Annotated in this window: 22 protein-coding genes, 3 pseudogenes and 1 other annotated feature; of the genes and pseudogenes, 13 read left to right on the top strand and 12 right to left on the bottom strand. The window is 23.7% G+C overall.

Going from position 1 to position 16,881, the window contains the following annotated elements; translation table 4 throughout:
* Window positions 1-39: 39 nt before the first annotated feature.
* A pseudogene (locus ACQH20_RS04800) lies at window positions 40-871 on the bottom strand (IS30 family transposase); the annotation flags it as partial.
* Between the two features lie 76 nt (window positions 872-947).
* Here ACQH20_RS04800 and ACQH20_RS04795 point away from each other — a divergent pair.
* Both ACQH20_RS04795 and ACQH20_RS04790 read left to right on the top strand, forming a co-directional pair.
* Window positions 948-1,442 carry a hypothetical protein gene (locus tag ACQH20_RS04795; RefSeq protein ID WP_425376716.1) on the top strand — a complete coding sequence of 165 codons (495 nt, stop codon included), beginning with the start codon at window positions 948-950 and terminating at the stop codon, window positions 1,440-1,442.
* A 3-nt stretch (window positions 1,443-1,445) separates the two neighbouring features.
* A complete protein-coding gene (locus ACQH20_RS04790) occupies window positions 1,446-2,126 on the top strand; it encodes an IS3 family transposase (protein WP_425376715.1) in 681 nt (226 codons plus the stop codon).
* 62 nt (window positions 2,127-2,188) lie between these two features.
* Here the strand turns inward: ACQH20_RS04790 and ACQH20_RS04785 are convergent, their stop codons facing one another.
* Complete coding sequence (locus ACQH20_RS04785) at window positions 2,189-3,334, bottom strand: IS3 family transposase (protein ID WP_425376714.1); 1,146 nt, start codon at window positions 3,332-3,334, stop codon at window positions 2,189-2,191.
* Window positions 3,335-3,340: 6 nt separating this feature from the next.
* Between ACQH20_RS04785 and ACQH20_RS04780 the strand changes: the two genes are divergently transcribed.
* Together ACQH20_RS04780 and ACQH20_RS04775 are read left to right on the top strand one after the other, a co-directional pair.
* Window positions 3,341-3,517: a hypothetical protein gene (locus ACQH20_RS04780; RefSeq protein WP_425376713.1), complete on the top strand. Its 177-nt coding sequence runs from the start codon at window positions 3,341-3,343 to the stop codon at window positions 3,515-3,517.
* 36 nt (window positions 3,518-3,553) lie between these two features.
* Window positions 3,554-3,787, top strand: a complete 234-nt coding sequence (locus ACQH20_RS04775; protein ID WP_425376712.1) for a hypothetical protein — start codon at window positions 3,554-3,556, stop codon at window positions 3,785-3,787.
* Window positions 3,788-4,008: 221 nt separating this feature from the next.
* Here the strand turns inward: ACQH20_RS04775 and coaBC are convergent, their stop codons facing one another.
* From coaBC to rplU, 4 genes and pseudogenes are all read right to left on the bottom strand, one after another.
* Complete coding sequence (gene coaBC / locus ACQH20_RS04770; protein ID WP_425376711.1) at window positions 4,009-5,181, bottom strand: bifunctional phosphopantothenoylcysteine decarboxylase/phosphopantothenate--cysteine ligase CoaBC; 1,173 nt, start codon at window positions 5,179-5,181, stop codon at window positions 4,009-4,011.
* Between the two features lie 102 nt (window positions 5,182-5,283).
* A complete protein-coding gene (rpmA, locus tag ACQH20_RS04765; protein ID WP_174481212.1) occupies window positions 5,284-5,571 on the bottom strand; it encodes a 50S ribosomal protein L27 in 288 nt (95 codons plus the stop codon).
* Between the two features lie 2 nt (window positions 5,572-5,573).
* Complete coding sequence (locus ACQH20_RS04760) at window positions 5,574-5,885, bottom strand: ribosomal-processing cysteine protease Prp (protein WP_425376710.1); 312 nt, start codon at window positions 5,883-5,885, stop codon at window positions 5,574-5,576.
* A gap of 334 nt (window positions 5,886-6,219) precedes the next feature.
* Window positions 6,220-6,510: pseudogene (gene rplU, locus ACQH20_RS04755) on the bottom strand (50S ribosomal protein L21); the annotation flags it as partial.
* 11 nt (window positions 6,511-6,521) lie between these two features.
* Window positions 6,522-6,594: a sequence feature (ribosomal protein L21 leader region), on the bottom strand.
* Between the two features lie 294 nt (window positions 6,595-6,888).
* Here rplU and ACQH20_RS04750 point away from each other — a divergent pair.
* Window positions 6,889-7,341, top strand: coding sequence for a hypothetical protein (locus ACQH20_RS04750; RefSeq protein WP_425376709.1), 453 nt, complete (start codon window positions 6,889-6,891; stop codon window positions 7,339-7,341).
* Between the two features lie 66 nt (window positions 7,342-7,407).
* Here ACQH20_RS04750 and ACQH20_RS04745 read toward each other — a convergent pair.
* Window positions 7,408-8,028 (bottom strand): annotated as a pseudogene (locus tag ACQH20_RS04745) (IS30 family transposase); the annotation flags it as partial.
* Window positions 8,029-8,160: 132 nt separating this feature from the next.
* On the opposite strand from ACQH20_RS04745, the gene ACQH20_RS04740 reads away from it, so the two are divergent.
* Window positions 8,161-8,355 (top strand): hypothetical protein, encoded by a 195-nt coding sequence (locus tag ACQH20_RS04740; protein WP_425376708.1) that lies wholly within the window; start codon window positions 8,161-8,163, stop codon window positions 8,353-8,355.
* A gap of 36 nt (window positions 8,356-8,391) precedes the next feature.
* Window positions 8,392-8,709, top strand: coding sequence for a hypothetical protein (locus ACQH20_RS04735; protein WP_425376707.1), 318 nt, complete (start codon window positions 8,392-8,394; stop codon window positions 8,707-8,709).
* A gap of 87 nt (window positions 8,710-8,796) precedes the next feature.
* On the opposite strand, the gene ACQH20_RS04730 is transcribed toward ACQH20_RS04735, so the two are convergent.
* Window positions 8,797-9,387 carry a hypothetical protein gene (locus ACQH20_RS04730; RefSeq protein ID WP_425376706.1) on the bottom strand — a complete coding sequence of 197 codons (591 nt, stop codon included), beginning with the start codon at window positions 9,385-9,387 and terminating at the stop codon, window positions 8,797-8,799.
* Between the two features lie 246 nt (window positions 9,388-9,633).
* On the opposite strand from ACQH20_RS04730, the gene topA reads away from it, so the two are divergent.
* From topA to ribF, 3 genes are read left to right on the top strand one after another with little or no spacing between them, the layout of a single operon-like run.
* Window positions 9,634-11,595, top strand: coding sequence for a type I DNA topoisomerase (gene topA / locus ACQH20_RS04725; RefSeq protein WP_425376705.1), 1,962 nt, complete (start codon window positions 9,634-9,636; stop codon window positions 11,593-11,595).
* A 9-nt stretch (window positions 11,596-11,604) separates the two neighbouring features.
* Window positions 11,605-12,528, top strand: coding sequence for a tRNA pseudouridine(55) synthase TruB (truB, locus tag ACQH20_RS04720; RefSeq protein ID WP_252320746.1), 924 nt, complete (start codon window positions 11,605-11,607; stop codon window positions 12,526-12,528).
* Complete coding sequence (ribF, locus tag ACQH20_RS04715) at window positions 12,521-13,405, top strand: riboflavin biosynthesis protein RibF (protein WP_425376704.1); 885 nt, start codon at window positions 12,521-12,523, stop codon at window positions 13,403-13,405. The genes truB and ribF overlap by 8 nt, the downstream gene beginning before the upstream one ends.
* A gap of 65 nt (window positions 13,406-13,470) precedes the next feature.
* On the opposite strand, the gene ACQH20_RS04710 is transcribed toward ribF, so the two are convergent.
* The 4 genes from ACQH20_RS04710 to ACQH20_RS04695 all read right to left on the bottom strand — a co-directional run bounded on the left by ACQH20_RS04710 (window position 13,471) and on the right by ACQH20_RS04695 (window position 15,634).
* Window positions 13,471-13,743, bottom strand: coding sequence for an IS3 family transposase (locus ACQH20_RS04710; RefSeq protein ID WP_425376703.1), 273 nt, complete (start codon window positions 13,741-13,743; stop codon window positions 13,471-13,473).
* Window positions 13,744-13,857: 114 nt separating this feature from the next.
* Window positions 13,858-14,364 (bottom strand): IS3 family transposase, encoded by a 507-nt coding sequence (locus tag ACQH20_RS04705; RefSeq protein WP_425376702.1) that lies wholly within the window; start codon window positions 14,362-14,364, stop codon window positions 13,858-13,860.
* A gap of 56 nt (window positions 14,365-14,420) precedes the next feature.
* A complete protein-coding gene (locus ACQH20_RS04700) occupies window positions 14,421-14,741 on the bottom strand; it encodes a hypothetical protein (RefSeq protein ID WP_425376701.1) in 321 nt (106 codons plus the stop codon).
* 89 nt (window positions 14,742-14,830) lie between these two features.
* A complete protein-coding gene (locus ACQH20_RS04695) occupies window positions 14,831-15,634 on the bottom strand; it encodes a phosphotransferase (protein WP_425376700.1) in 804 nt (267 codons plus the stop codon).
* An 83-nt stretch (window positions 15,635-15,717) separates the two neighbouring features.
* On the opposite strand from ACQH20_RS04695, the gene ACQH20_RS04690 reads away from it, so the two are divergent.
* The 3 genes from ACQH20_RS04690 to rdgB are packed head-to-tail and all read left to right on the top strand — an operon-like array spanning window position 15,718 to window position 16,843.
* Entirely contained in the window at window positions 15,718-16,050 is a 333-nt protein-coding gene (locus ACQH20_RS04690) for a cob(I)yrinic acid a,c-diamide adenosyltransferase (RefSeq protein WP_425376699.1), read from the top strand.
* Window positions 16,051-16,067: 17 nt separating this feature from the next.
* Window positions 16,068-16,250 (top strand): cob(I)yrinic acid a,c-diamide adenosyltransferase, encoded by a 183-nt coding sequence (locus ACQH20_RS04685; protein ID WP_425376698.1) that lies wholly within the window; start codon window positions 16,068-16,070, stop codon window positions 16,248-16,250.
* Window positions 16,250-16,843 carry an RdgB/HAM1 family non-canonical purine NTP pyrophosphatase gene (gene rdgB / locus ACQH20_RS04680; RefSeq protein ID WP_425376697.1) on the top strand — a complete coding sequence of 198 codons (594 nt, stop codon included), beginning with the start codon at window positions 16,250-16,252 and terminating at the stop codon, window positions 16,841-16,843. The genes ACQH20_RS04685 and rdgB overlap by 1 nt, the downstream gene beginning before the upstream one ends.
* Window positions 16,844-16,881: the final 38 nt, after the last annotated feature.

Raw genomic sequence — 16,881 nt, 5'->3', positions numbered from 1 at the left:
GTGATTTTACAACTAAAATTTATTTAAAAAACACAGTTTTTAGGAAAGTCCCTGATTTCTGGGTGTAGAATTAATTTGAAATGCTATAGCATTTAAGTCTTTTTGTTTATATAAAGATAGATCTGTAGATTTTGGTAAATATCTTCTTAAAATACTATTATTATTTTCATTTAAACCTCTTTGACAAGTTCAGTTTGCCAGGATCTGCAAAATAAATCTTAACATTGCAAATTTTTTCGATTAATTTTCATTTACTAAATTCTTTACCACGATCAAAAGTAATAGTTTTAACTGTTCCTTTTTGTAACTTTGAAATAAATTTTATTATACTTTTTGTAATATTTTCTGCTTTATGATTTTTAGAAACTAAAGGAATTGTGGTTTTTGATCATATATCAGCTAAAGTAATAATAGAACTTTTATGATCTTTACCAATGATAGTATCACCCTCTAAATGACCAAATTCTTGTATATTTTTAATATTAGGAATGATTAAATTTCTTTCATGAATAGATTTACAATTATTAATTCGTCCTCTAGTTTCTTTTCGTTTATGAGGTTTATTTTTTCCTTTTCTCAATAAGTTATTTTCATCAAAACCCATTCGATTTGTTTTAAACATGTTATATAAAGTTTTTGTTGAAATACTTTTTATTTTATTTTCCTTTAAAAAATTAGCAATTATATCAAGCGCATAATTTTTAGTAATTAACAAATAATTAATAGTATTAATTTCTGTTAAAGTTAAAATTATTAATTTTCTACCTGCATTTTGCTTCTTTTTTTGAATTTGATTCAATATTTCTAATGGTAATAAGTTTTGATTTAATAATCTGCAAACTCTATGTACAGTTGATTTAGTATAATCAATGAACATCTAGAATAAAGTAGACACAGAATTGTAACCTTTGTGTTAAAAATACTTTAAGGAAGGCGTTCATTTTTTTATGGCTAAATGACTATCAAAAGAAGAAAAGTTAAAAATAATAAAAAAAAGCAAAATTAAAACAATTGATAAAACCGCATTAGAGTATGGTATTGGTCGATCATCAATAAAAGAATGAATTAAAGCATATAAATTATTAGGTGAAAAAGGTTTAGAATATGGCAATGGAATTCGTGCTAAAAAAACCAAAAGAACAGGTCGACCCAAATCTTTAAATTTTAATGAAATGACAAAACAAGAATTAATTGAATATATTGAGGCAATGAACGATATAAAAAAGTATTTAGAAAAATCGACAAAAAAGAAGAAATATTTTGTGATTTTCTCATTGAAGAAAAAATATCAGATTAGTTATTTATGTTGATTATTAAATGTTTCAAAATCAGGATATTATAAGTGAATTAAGAATGGAATGAATGAATTTAATAAATGAGATACATTTTTAGCTAATATAATTAAAAATATTTTTTATGAATTTCAAGAAATTTATGGTTAAAAAATGATAACTTTATGAATTAACAAAATTTATAATTTAAAATTAAAATTTCATATTGTATATAGATATATGAAAAATATGAGTTTAAAAGCTAAGGTTCGCATAAAAAAATTTGATTATAGAATTAAATCAGGAAGTTTAAGATATGATAATTTATTAAAACGTGATTTTTCAACTACTAATTTAAATGAAAAATTAGGTACTGATATAACTTATTTATTAACTAATGGTAAAACATATTATTTATCAATTGTTAAAGATTTTCATAATAATGAAATATTAGATTATAAAATAAGTGCAAGTTTAGACATGACATTTGTTGTCCAAAACATTATCCAAGCTTGAGTTAATGCTCAAAAACCTACTTCATGAATTTTACAATCAGATCAAGGATTTCACTATACAAATCCTTCTTATAAAATTTTATGTGATGAATTAAAAATAAAAATTTCAATGTCTAGAAGAGGTAATTCCTGTGATAATGGTGCTACTGAAACTTGATTTGGAACAATGAAAACAGAATTTCTATATCAAATTCCAAGAAAAAATAGAACTATTGAATGAATACAAGACAACTTACCTAAATATATTTACTTTTATAATAATTATCGACCTCAAATAAAATTAAAAGGAATGAGTCCAATCGAATATCGATTAGCTCATTCCAAACCAACAAATAATTAGTTCATACCTATAAATTTAACACTTACAAACGCTATTTTATAAAATTTAATAAAAGGTTACTTTTATTGTCCACTTTTCTTGACAAGTTCATTTATTTGAGGTCGATAATTATTATAAAAGTAAATATATTTAGGTAAGTTGTCTTGTATTCATTCAATAGTTCTATTTTTTCTTGGAATTTGATATAGAAATTCTGTTTTCATTGTTCCAAATCAAGTTTCAGTAGCACCATTATCACAGGAATTACCTCTTCTAGACATTGAAATTTTTATTTTTAATTCATCACATAAAATTTTATAAGAAGGATTTGTATAGTGAAATCCTTGATCTGATTGTAAAATTCATGAAGTAGGTTTTTGAGCATTAACTCAAGCTTGGATAATGTTTTGGACAACAAATGTCATGTCTAAACTTGCACTTATTTTATAATCTAATATTTCATTATTATGAAAATCTTTAACAATTGATAAATAATATGTTTTACCATTAGTTAATAAATAAGTTATATCAGTACCTAATTTTTCATTTAAATTAGTAGTTGAAAAATCACGTTTTAATAAATTATCATATCTTAAACTTCCTGATTTAGTTCTATAATCAAATTTTTTTATGCGAACCTTAGCTTTTAAACTCATATTTTTCATATATCTATATACAATATGAAATTTTAATTTTAAATTATAAATTTTGTTAATTCATAAAGTTATCATTTTATAACCATAAATTTCTTGAAATTCATAAAAAATATTTTTAATTATATTAGCTAAAAATGTATCTCATTTATTAAATTCATTCATTCCATTCTTAATTCACTTATAATATCCTGATTTTGAAACATTTAATAATCAACATAAATAACTAATCTGATATTTTTTCTTCAATGAGAAAATCACAAAATATTTCTTCTTTTTTGTCGATTTTTCTAAATACTTTTTTATATCGTTCATTGCCTCAATATATTCAATTAATTCTTGTTTTGTCATTTCATTAAAATTTAAAGATTTGGGTCGACCTGTTCTTTTGGTTTTTTTAGCACGAATTCCATTGTCATATTCTAAACCTTTTTCACCTAATAATTTATATGCTTTAATTCATTCTTTTATTGATGATCGACCAATACCATACTCTAATGCGGTTTTATCAATTGTTTTAATTTTACTTATTTTTATTATTTTTAACTTTTCTTCTTTTGATAGTCATTTAGCCATAAAAAAATGAACACCTTCCTTAAAGTATTTTTAACACAAAGGTTACAATTCTGTGTCTACTTTATTCTAGATGTTCAAAAATTAAAAGGAATGAGTCCAATCGAATATCGATTAGCTCATTCCAAACCAACAAATAATTACTTCATACCTATAAATTTAACACTTACAAACGCTATTTTATAAAATTTAATAAAAGGTTACTTTTATTGTCCACTTTTCTTGACAAGTTCAAATAATGCTGATGAAAAAATATATGAATATTTTAAAAATAATAAAAAAGGTATTGAAAATCAAAATGCTATTTGAAATATTGGTTGTAGTGCTGAAAGTGATGTTTATAATTTAATAAAATCTATATCTAATAATAATGCAAAAATTTATTCAAAAGAAGCATTTTTTAATTTATTAAAATTAAAACAAGCAAGAATTAATAAATTAAAAGTGTTTGTTTAAATTTATAAAATTTAATAAATCTAAACCTAAATAGTTAGGAATTTTTAAATTATATTAATAAAAATAAAACACTAAAATACTTTATTTATTATTAATTATATGATATAATTATATTTAAAATGGGACTTTCCTAAAAACTGTGTTTTTTAAATAAATTTTAGTTGTAAAATCACTAAGTTACACAGATTGCTGGAAAGTCCCATAAATCTATTTTTATTATATTAATAATTTAAAATATTCTTACTTATAATATCAACTATCTGTTTAGCAACTTCCACTTTTGAACCAATTAAATTATAATTATTATTTTTAAAATAAAAATTAATTTCTGTTTCATTTTTACCCATAACACTAATATTATTAATACAAATACCATCACAATTTTTAATTTTCATTTTTTCGATACCAAGATTTTTATCATTAAATTCTTGAGCAGCAAAACCAATTAAAACTTGTTTTGTTTTCTGCTTACCTAAAAATACCAATACATCAATATTAGCAATCAGTGATAAAGATAAATTTTCGTTTTTATTTTTAATTATTTTATTAGGAATATATTTACTTACTTTATAATCATTTAAAGCAGCACCACATATTACAATATCAGCATTATCAAAGTTTTCTTTCATTGCTAAGAACATTTTTTCATTAGTATTTGCTTCAATAATAGTTAGGTTTTTTTGCGATTTAATTTCAAAATCACAATCACCTGCAACTAATACTACTTTAGCGTTAGTTTTAAGAAAAGCATCTACTAATGCTTTACCCATTTTTCCTGAAGAATTATTAGTAATATAACGAATTGGATCAATATAAGTTCTAGTACGACCAATATTAATTAAAATTTTTTTATTAGATAAATCAATACTTTTTTTAAAAAAATCTTTAATTATTGTTAATGCATTATCTGGACTTTTAACTCGTCCATCACCAATCATCTTACATGCTAACATTCCTGAATCTGGAGGAATAATAGTAATATTTTCAAAATTAGATAATTCTAATAAATTTTTTTGAAAACTTTGATTATGATACATATTATGATTCATTGCTGGAAATAATATCTTTTCTGCTTTGGAAGCTAAAAATACTGATAATGCTAAACTATCAGCAATTGCTAAATTTGCTTTACTAATAAAACTCATAGTAGCAGGATAAACAACAATTAAATTTGTTTTAATTGCTAAATTAGTGTGAGTAATTAAATCTCCTTTAACATATGATTCTTGTTCAAACATTTCAGAATAATAAGAAAATGTTTTATCTTCTAGAAAATGTAAAGAACTTTTAGTACAAATAATATCAACTAAAAATTCTTTTTTTAATTGTTTTAATAAAATTAAGGCTTTGTTTGCTGCAATACTACCAGTAATTATTAAAGTAATATGTTTCATTATTTTCTCCTATCATATCATTAAACATAAAATAAACAAACAAAACCTATCTTCAAAATATGATAGCATTGAAAATAGGTTTTTATTATTAAAAATTTATTTTTACTTTTTATCAAGTATAACTGAAACTCGTGTTTTATTTTTTTTAAAAATAGTATACTTAACAATTCCTGATTTTAAAGCAAATAAGGTATCATCACCACCACGCCCTACATTTTCACCAGGGTGAATTTTAGTTCCACGTTGACGATAAATAATTGTTCCCTCTTTTAAACTTTGTCCATCACCAATTTTAGCACCTAAACGTTTAGAATGTGAATCACGACCATTACGAGTTGAACCCACTCCTTTTTTTGAAGCAAATAATTGTAAATTTAATTTATAAAACATAATTACACCTCCTTTATGTTAATATATTTTGGATATTGTTCTTTAATAGTTTTTAATTGTCAAAGCATTGTTTTTAAAATGATTTGACTATTATTAGTGAAACTAGCAACTTTAAGTTTAACTAATCCAGCAGTATTATTAATTACTTGAACTTGATTATTATCAAGTTCAAGAAGTGCATTTAATGTACCAATAACAATGGCTGAAATCCCTGCACAAACAATATCATTTCCAATTTTTCAAAAATTAGCATGACCAGTAATTATAACTTCTACAATGTTACTATTTTGGTAATTATAAGTAACTTTAACCATAATTTGATATTACCTTAAATTATTTTTTATTATTTTCATCATCTTCTTTAACAATTTTAACAGTCATATTTTTATGATCAAAAATAGTTTTTAAATTACCTTCACTAACAACAGTTTTAGTGTTATCTGGTTCTGTAATATTATCCTTAACAACTGATTTAGTTTTAACAACTTTTTCTTTTGTAAGTTCTTTTTTTACTTTACTAACTACTGATTTTGGCTCTTTAATAATAGGAGTTACTACTTCAGAAATTACTTCTTTTTTTACTTCATCTTTAATTACTGGTTTTGATTGTTCTGCCTTCTTATCAACAAGACTTTTACCAGCAAGTAAAATATCAGTAATTAATACCTTTGTATATGGCTGACGGTGTCCATACATTGTTTTTGAATTTTTCTTAGGTTTATATTTAAACACTCGAATCTTTTTTGATTTATCTTGTTTAATAATCTCACCATGAACTTCAGCACCTTTTAGGAAAGGTTTACCGAATTGTTGATCAATCATCAATATTTTGTCAAAAATAATCTTATCTTTAGCTTTGCCAACAAGTTTTTCAACAAAAATTTCTTGACCATAGGAAACATTAATTTGTTTTCCTCCTGTTTGAATAACTACAAACATTTTTCTTATTACCTCCAGTTTAGACTCGCCTTATAGGTGGAATAAATCACTTGTTAACCTAAAGTAGAGCGGTTGAAACTGCATAAACAGTCTTAAATATTATAAAGTATTTTTTATTAAAAGCAATACAAAATTTAGAATTATACACATAATTTAAATATAAAAATTACTAAAAAAGAAAATAAAAAATATATCTTTAATATTTAATAATTAATATAACTATAATGATATCTACACTAAATTGTGTAATTAATATTTTTTTTATAATTATTATTAAAATTATGATATTATTTTTCTAAACTTAATATAAGTTTTTAACTCATTACTTGTTAAAAAGTAAATGAGTTTTTTTGTTTTTAGAAAGGAAGATTAAAAGAAATGGCTAAAGATAAAAATATCGTTAATGAAACAATTGATTATTTACCAATGATTTTTAGTGGATTGGTTGCTGGATTAGGAGCAATTGATGGTCTTTCATGAACAAATCCACTACCTGTTACCGACATTGCGATTGGTGCTGTAGCCGGAGGAATAGCGGGTTATCAAATTAAAAAATCCATAAAACATAAAGATAAAAATAAAACTAAAGTTGGAACATCATTAATTTGTGGTGCTGGTGCTGGTGTATTAAATGAAATATTAAATCCAGAAGCATCATTAATGAATACATTAGAAGCAACTGCTGGTGGTATTGTAATTGCTAAAGGTGACAAATATATTGTTGATAAAGGTAGTAGTTATGTAAAATCTAGACCAGAATGTCAAATATTGAAACAAGGATATAAAATCAAGAAAAAAGTAAATAAAATTCATTTTTCGGGACTTTCCTAAAAACTGTGTTTTTTAAATAAATTTTAGTTGTAAAATCACTAAGTTACACAGATTGCTGGAAAGTCCCATATTTTCTGCTTTATGATTTTTAGAAACTAAAGGAATTGTGGTTTTTGATCATATATCAGCTAAAGTAATAATAGAACTTTTATGATCTTTACCAATGATAGTATCAACCTCTAAATGACCAAATTCTTGTATATTTTTAATATTAGGAATGATTAAATTTCTTTCATGAATAGATTTACAATTATTAATTCGTCCTCTAGTTTCTTTTCGTTTATGAGGTTTATTTTTTCCTTTTCTCAATAAGTTATTTTCATCAAAACCCATTCGATTTGTTTTAAACATGTTATATAAAGTTTTTGTTGAAATACTTTTTATTTTATTTTCCTTTAAAAAATTAGCAATTATATCAAGTGCATAATTTTTAGTAATTAACAAATAATTAATAGTATTAATTTCTGTTAAAGTTAAAATTATTAATTTTCTACCTGCATTTTGCTTCTTTTTTTGAATTTGATTCAATATTTCTAATGGTAATAAGTTTTGATTTAATAATCTGCAAACTCTATGTACAGTTGATTTACTATAATCAACAGCTTTTGCTATTTTACGAATTGAAAATTCATAACTTTTATATTCTTTTATTGCTATTATTGATTCAATAGTCAGATACTTATACATTGTGCTAATTCCTTTCTTTTCTTAATTATAGAATTAACACAATTTAATTTTTATATAAATGTCCTTTTTAATTTTATAATTCAGGTAATTAAAAATATTTTTTATGAATTTCAAGAAATTTATGGTTATAAAATGATAACTTTATGAATTAACAAAATTTATAATTTAAAATTAAAATTTCATATTGTATATAGATATATGAAAAATATGAGTTTAAAAGCTAAGGTTCGCATAAAAAAATTTGATTATAGAACTAAATCAGGAAGTTTAAGATATGATAATTTATTAAAACTTTTTTGGGACTTTCCTAAAAACTGTGTTTTTTAAATAAATTTTAGTTGTAAAATCACTAAGTTACACAGATTGCTGGAAAGTCCCATTCCTTTGCAAATTCCTAGTTTTTCTCAAAATGGTAATAGCAATATTCTAGTAAGTGGTAATAATACTGTTAATGGTAATCAATCAGGATCATTATCAGAAAGTGGTGATGTTACTGATGGTAGTTCATCATTTAGTAATTATTCACGATCATTATCAGAAAGTGGTGGTACTACTGATAGTGAACATGATAATGATGATAAAGAAACTTTATCAATATTTACTAGTTCAGAAACTTGTAATAATGGTATGTTTGATCAGACAATGTTAGAAACTAAAAATAATGTAGGTTCTTCTTTATAAATAAATTAAAAAGAATGAGTTTTAATTAATTTTAATTAAACTCATTCTTTTAACTTTTTTTCTTTTTAATATTTTATAAAATATAGTCTATAAAATATCTTTATGAATAGTATTTTTTACATTAGATTGATTATCAATTATTACCCATTCATCTTCTTTGTTTATTTCTGATTTAGCATCATTTAGCATATCATATTCTTCTTCAACATTTATTTCTGATTTAGCATCATTTAGCATATCATATTCTTCTTCAACATTTATTTCTGATTTAGCATCATTTAGCATATCATATTGTTCTTCAACATTTATTTCTGATTTAGCATCATTTAGCATATCATATTGTTCTTCATCATTTTTGCTATTGTTATTATCTAAAATTATTTGATTAATTTTAGTTGCATCATCTAATATCATATTATATTCACATTTACTTATATTACTTGATTGATTTGTTAGATTCTTTGAGTTTAATGTAGTGTTCTTTTCATCATTTTTTTCTATTACTTTTATATTTAATTCTTGTTTTTTATTTTTGTAAAAATTTCATGAATAGTAACCAATTCCAACAGCAAGACACACTAGTCCCACTGTAAGAGGATTATTTGGAAGTATTGATTGTAATAAATTAGAAAGTATTTCAGAATTAATTTCGCTCTCTTTTGTGTTTAAAAATTTCATTTTTATGTTCCTTTCAAATCAAAATAAAAACCTATTTATTTACAAAAATAAATAGGATAAAAACTTATATTAAATTTTTACTAAATAAATATAGCATAATTTATATATTAATTGTTAATAAGTTATTTAAAATTTTTATAAAAAAGCATATATCCAAAAAAATATTGACTTTCGCGTTAAAGTTATATATATTACAAAATAGTATTTGAATAAAGCTAATAAATTATATATAGAGGAAGATATAAGATGCCATCAAAATTAGTAATCATGGAATCTCCAGTTAAAAGTAAAGCAGTACAATCATATTTAGGTAATGATTATTTAGTGTTATCTTCGGATGGACACATTCGTAATTTAGCAATTAAAGGTCAATATGGTTTGGGAATTGATTTAGAAACTTTTGAACCAATTTACAAAATTGATCGCAAAAAAATCCCAAAGGTAAAAGAATTAAAAAGTAAATTAAAAAGTATTACTCATGTTTATCTAGCAACCGATCATGATCGTGAAGGAGAAGCAATTGCTTATCATTTAGATCAAGTATTAGCAACAAGTAATATATCATCACGAATAACTTTTAATGAAATTACTAAAGATGCAATTTTAACAGCATTTAAATCTCCACATAGTATTGATTTACCATTAATTCGTAGTCAAGAAGCAAGAAGAATGGTTGATCGTATCATTGGTTTTCGCTTAAGTAATCTATTACAAAAGAAGATCGGTTCACGTAGTGCAGGGAGAGTACAATCAGTAGCATTAAAATTAATAGCAACAAGAGAACGTGAAATTACTAATTTTATTAGTAAAGAATTTTGAACAATTAATAGTACTTATCAAAAAAAAATAATATTAAATTGTGAAAAATATAAAGAAGAACTGTTAGTTATTAATAATGAACAAGAAGCAGTTGCTATTAAAAATGCATTAAGTGATAGTTATCAAGTAATTTCTGTTACTGAACAAAATCGTAAGCGTAATTCATTAAATCCATTTACTACTAGTAGTTTATTACAAGCAGCATCAACACAATTAAATTTTAGTACTGCTAAAACAACGCTTATTGCTCAGCAATTGTATGAAGGAATTGATATTAATGGAACACTTACTGGATTTATTAGTTATCCTCGTACTGATTCAATACGTTTAAATGATAAATTTATTGAAAATGCCAAAACATTAATTGTTAATGAATATGGTGAACAATATCTTGGGCAGAAGAAAGAACAGACTAATAAAAAAAATGTGCAAGATGCTCATGAAGCAATCAGACCAACTGATTTAACAATGAATAATAAACGTGCTATTGATTTTTTAAATAAAGATCAATTAAAACTTTATAATTTAATTTATTTTCGTGCCCTTAGTTCATTAATGGCACCAGCACAATTAATTAGTACTACTGTTTTATTTAAAAATAATGATTATCAATTTCGTTTAACAGGACAACAAATCAAGTTTAAAGGATTTTTAATGCTTGATGTAGAAAGTCTTGAAAATGAAGAACTTTTAGTTTTACCAAAATTTGAAAAAAATCAAATTATTAAAGTTGAGTCAGTAAATTTGCAGCAACACTTTACTAAACCAAAACCAAGATACACAGAAGCTAAATTAATTAAAACATTAGAAGAACTAGGAATTGGTCGACCATCGACTTATAATCCAATTATGAACACTATTAAAGAACGCGGTTATGTTATTATTGAAAATAAGTCTTTTAAAGCTACTGAGAAAGGTCTTTTAACTAATGATAAACTTCAAGAGTTTTTTTATGATATTATTAATGAGACATATACTTCACAAGTTGAAACTCAATTAGATCAAATTGCTCATGGTAATTTTGATATGCATCAAGTGGTAAAAGACTTTTGAGTTAAGTTTGAACCAAGGATTAATGATGCTTTTGATAAAATGACTGAGTTTAAAATTAAACCGGTTTTATTAGATCAAGATTGTCCACTTTGTGGTGCCCCACTTGTGCAAAGAACAGGAAGATATGGTAAATTTAACGGTTGTTCAGCATTTCCAAAATGTCGATATATTCAAAAACAATTAGAAAAAATTAAACCTTGTTTAGTATGTACAGATGGTTGAATGGTTGTTAAATCTTCAAAACAAAATCGAAAATTTTTAGGGTGTACTAATTATCCAAATTGTAAACATGTTGAAAAGTATCAAGAAGTAACTTCTGATAAAGAAGTAAAGTAGGTGAAACGCATGTTAAAAGATTATATATTATTAATAGATAAACCTTCATTTATGACATCACAAGATTGTCTTGTTGTTATTAAAAAACGTTTGAAATTAAATAAAATTGGTCATACAGGTACGTTAGATCCTTTAGCAACAGGACTAATGGTAGTACTTGTGAATGAAGCAACCAAAATTAGTGATTTTATTTTAAAAAGTGATAAAGTTTACATTGCAAAAATGCAACTATTTTTAAAAACCGACACCGGCGATATTACTGGTAAAATTATTGAATCAAAACCACATCTTGATTTAAAAGAATCAGAAATTGTTAAAGCACTTGAATTTTATAATAATCGTCAATATGAGCAAATAATTCCTGCTTATGCAGCAGTTAAAATTAATGGTAAAAAACTTTATGAATATGCTCGTGAGAATATTCCTGTTGAATTACCAAAACGTAAGGTTTATATTAAATCTTTAAAATTAATTAGTTTTAATAATGATTTAGTTACTTTTGAAGTAGTATGTTCAAAAGGAACTTATGTTCGAGCTTTGGTTACTGACATTGCTAGAATTTTACATACATCAGCAACTTTAACTTATTTGAGAAGAATTCATCAATCGGGTTTTGATTTAAGTAATGCCCTAAATTTAGATGTTATTAATGAAGAAACAGTTAGTAAAAATCATATTAGTATTTATGATGGTGTTAAAAATATTATGCCAGCGATTGTTGTTGATAATAGTAAAAGTGTTATTGATGGTAAACCCTTAGTTATTGATAGCACTAATGAGCCATATGTTTTAGTTGTTAATTCTGAACATTTGCCATTAGCTATTTATCGTAATCAAAAAAATAATTTATACGTAAGCCAACGAGGTTTTAAATGTAATGAAGATATTAAAATTGAAAAATCTAAATATTCAAAATCAAAAATTGATGTCTAAACCAATTATTGCTTGTTGAGGTTTTTTTGATGGTATTCATCAAGGTCATCAAGCCCTATTTAAACAATTATTAGTTAATTCAACAATAAATAATTATCAAACATGTATTATTAGTTTTGATAGAAAACCACAAAGTGTAATTAGTAATAAAAATAATGAGGTTTTATTAAGTAATGAAGATAAAATTAAAACAATTGCTAAATATAATTTTGATTATTATTGGGAAATTAAGTTTAGTAAAGAAATAGCAACACTTTCACCAGAGCAATTTATTTCGTGATTATTGGCAAATAATGTTAAAGCGGTAGTTGTTAATCCAAATATTAGGTTTGGTTATCAAGGGCAAGGTAATATTAAAACATTACAACAATTTTCATTACAAGTTTATCTTTGTAATGATATTATTATTAATAATAACAAAGTTTCTTCAACTTATATTAAACAACTTTTACAAAATAAAGATATTAGTAGTGCTAATCTTTGTTTACAACAAGAGCCATATACAATTACTGGTAAAGTAGTTCATGGTATTAAAGAGGCTAGAACGATTAATTTTCCAACTGCTAATTTATCGTTATTAACAAACTATGCATTACCGGGTCTTGCTACTTATATTACGCTTACTGAAGTAGATAATAAATGATATCAAAGTATGACAGTAATTATGTTACGTAATAATAAGCCGTTAGTTGAAACTTACTTATTAAACTTTAATCAAGATTTATATGGAAAAATCATTAAAGTTAGATTTTTAGATTTTCTTCGTGATAATTTAAAGTTTACTAATTTAGATGATTTAAAAAAACAAGTCGATAAAGATTTAATAGAAACAATTAAATATTTTGCTAATTCTAGTACTAAATTATTAAAGCCATAATAATTGTGATATTCTTTTGAACTTGTCAAGAAAAGTGGACAATAAAAGTAACCTTTTATTAAATTTTATAAAATAGCGTTTGTAAGTGCTAAATTTATAGGTATGAAGTAATTATTTGTTGGTTTGGAATGAGCTAATCGATATTCGATTGGACTCATTCCTTTTAATTTTATTTGAGGTTGATAATTATTATAAAAGTAAATATATTTAGGTAAGTTGTCTTGTATTCATTCAATAGTTCTATTTTTTCTTGGAATTTGATATAGAAATTCTGTTTTCATTGTTCCAAATCAAGTTTCAGTAGCACCATTATCACAGGAATTACCTCTTCTAGACATTGAAATTTTTATTTTTAATTCATCACATAAAATTTTATAAGAAGGATTTGTATAGTGAAATCCTTGATCTGATTGTAAAATTCATGAAGTAGGTTTTTGAGCATTAACTCAAGCTTAGATAATGTTTTGGACAACAAATGTCATGTCTAAACTTGCACTTATTTTATAATCTAATATTTCATTATTATGAAAATCTTTAACAATTGATAAATAATATGTTTTACCATTAGTTAATAAATAAGTTATATCAGTACCTAATTTTTCATTTAAATTAGTAGTTGAAAAATCACGTTTTAATAAATTATCATATCTTAAACTTCCTGATTTAGTTCTATAATCAAATTTTTTTATGCGAACCTTAGCTTTTAAACTCATATTTTTCATATATCTATATACAATATGAAATTTTAATTTTAAATTATAAATTTTGTTAATTCATAAAGTTATCATTTTATAACCATAAATTTCTTGAAATTCATAAAAAATATTTTTAATTATATTAGCTAAAAATGTATCTCATTTATTAAATTCATTCATTCCATTCTTAATTCACTTATAATATCCTGATTTTGAAACATTTAATAATCAACATAAATAACTAATCTGATATTTTTTCTTCAATATTTGGGACTTTCCAGCAATCTGTGTAACTTAGTGATTTTACAACTAAAATTTATTTAAAAAACACAGTTTTTAGGAAAGTCCCAAATATCTAAATACTTTTTTATATCGTTCATTGCCTCAATATATTCAATTAATTCTTGTTTTGTCATTTCATTAAAATTTAAAGATTTGGGTCGACCTGTTCTTTTGGTTTTTTTAGCACGAATTCCATTGCCATATTCTAAACCTTTTTCACCTAATAATTTATATGCTTTAATTCATTCTTTTATTGATGATCGACCAATACCATACTCTAATGCGGTTTTATCAATTGTTTTAATTTTACTTATTTTTATTATTTTTAACTTTTCTTCTTTTAATAGTCATTTAGCCATAAAAAAATGAACACCTTCCTTAAAGTATTTTTAACACAAAGGTTACAATTCTGTGTCTACTTTATTCTAGATGTTCATATTTAAATAACTTATTTTAATAGATTAGTTAATTTACTTTCACTAATTTCTTTATATATGTTTAAATTAGTTTGTTCGTATAAATAACAAGCTCAATAATATCAAATTAAATTTTGATAATTCATTCATTTTTTAGCAATAATTATTTGTTCATTATTTAAATTAAAACAATTAAATCAAGTATTAATTTCGGTTTCAGAAGTTAAACTTTCAGAAGCAAAAGAGGCAATATCAAATAATTCGTCGTTTCAACAAGCAAAATCTCAATCAATTAAATATCAACAATTATTTTTTTTAACAAAATTATTTAATGTTAAATCATTATGAGATAAAACAATTGTTGTTGGTTGATAAGTAGCAATTCATTTGATTACCTCACTGGTTATTTTTTCTAAGCAAGGATTACTAGTAGTTAAATTACAGTATAAATTAAGTTGTTCTAAACCTTTTCAAGTTTTAATTAATGATTTATTATCAAATTTAATATTATGTAGTTGTTTTACCAATGATGAAATTTGTTCTAATATTTGTTTATTAATTATTTGTTCGCTTAAATTAATTAAATTATGATAATATGGCATTAAGGTTAATAGTTTATTATTATTAATATTGACTTCATTAATAGGTAATGTAAATTTTTTTGATTTAATTAATTTAATAACATTAATTTGATTTGTAAAATTCAAAAAAGGTTGCAAAATATCTTTAGATTGTTTTAAAAAAAAATGTTTATTTACTAAAAATAAGTTATTGGTTAAACCTTTTGTTTTTAATAGCTTTAATTGATATGGTGGTTTAATAGTTTTAAATTTCAAAATGACACCTCTATTTTGCTTGTATTGTCCGTAATAAAATTATACAATTTATTAAATAAAAAATATTGAAAGTAAGTGATAGTATGTTAAAAAAAGGTTATATTCATATTTATAAAGGTGAAGGAAGAGGTAAAACCTCAATTCTTAATGGTATGGTAATTAGAGCATTGGGTAATAATCTTAATGTTAGTTACTTACGTTTTTTAAAAAATCGTCCTTCTGGTGAAATTAATTTTTTAAAACAAAATACTAAACTTAAAATTGAAAGTTTTTATGAATCTTCGCAAAAATTTTTTTGAGAAATGGATGAAGAAGAAAAAAATAAATTAAAACAAGAAACTAATTATGGTCTTACTAGATTAAAACTGTTAAGTCAAAGTGATATACTGATCTTATTGTTGTTGATGAAATTTTAGGGTGTATTCAAAATAATTTGATTAAAGAACAAGACTTAATTGAAATTTTAAAAAATAAAAAATCACATATTGAAATTGCATTATCTGGTAGATATGCATCTTTTGCCTTAGAGGAATGTGCTAATTTAATTAGTGAAGTTAAATCAATTAAACATTATTTTGAAAAAGGTCAAATTGCTCGTGAAGGGATTGATTATTAATGACTGCTAAAACCTTATGGTTTGCATCTAATAATATCGGTAAAATTAATGAATTAAAGAGTATCTTACAGACAAAGGGATATAATCTCAAATCAATGTTAGATCTTAATTCTCCTCTTGAAATTAATGAAACAGGTACATCATTTATTGAAAATGCAATTTTAAAAGCAACAACACTTGCAAAATTAGTGAATGGTCCTGTAATTGCTGATGATTCAGGGTTAGAAATATTAGCTTTAAATAATTTTCCTGGTATTAACTCAGCACGATGAAAGGGAGAAATGTCCTATCATGATGCAATGTTAGACATTTTAGAACAAATGGAAGGTGAAACTAATCGTGCAGCAGTATTTATTTCTGCTATTGCTTATGTTGATTTTGATCATAAGATTACTAAAGCATTTATTGGTAAACTTGAAGGTGAAATCACTACTGAGATAAAAGGTAATGATGGTTTTGGTTACGATCAAATATTTTATGTTCCAGTAGTACATGCTACTTTAGGTGAATTGTCATTGGCAGATAAAAATAAAATTTCTCATCGTAATTCAGCAATTCAGCAATTATTAACATTTTTACAAGAACAAAATTAGATAGTTAAAATGAAAAATAAAAAGGATGGTTTAATTCT

It is taken from the genome of Spiroplasma endosymbiont of Aleiodes alternator (genome assembly GCF_964031135.1).
Taxonomy (GTDB): Bacteria; Bacillota_I; Bacilli_A; order Mycoplasmatales; family VBWQ01; genus Spiroplasma_E.
The sequence above is the reverse complement of the archived record's forward strand: the minus strand, read 5'-3'. Positions and strand labels throughout refer to the sequence as shown.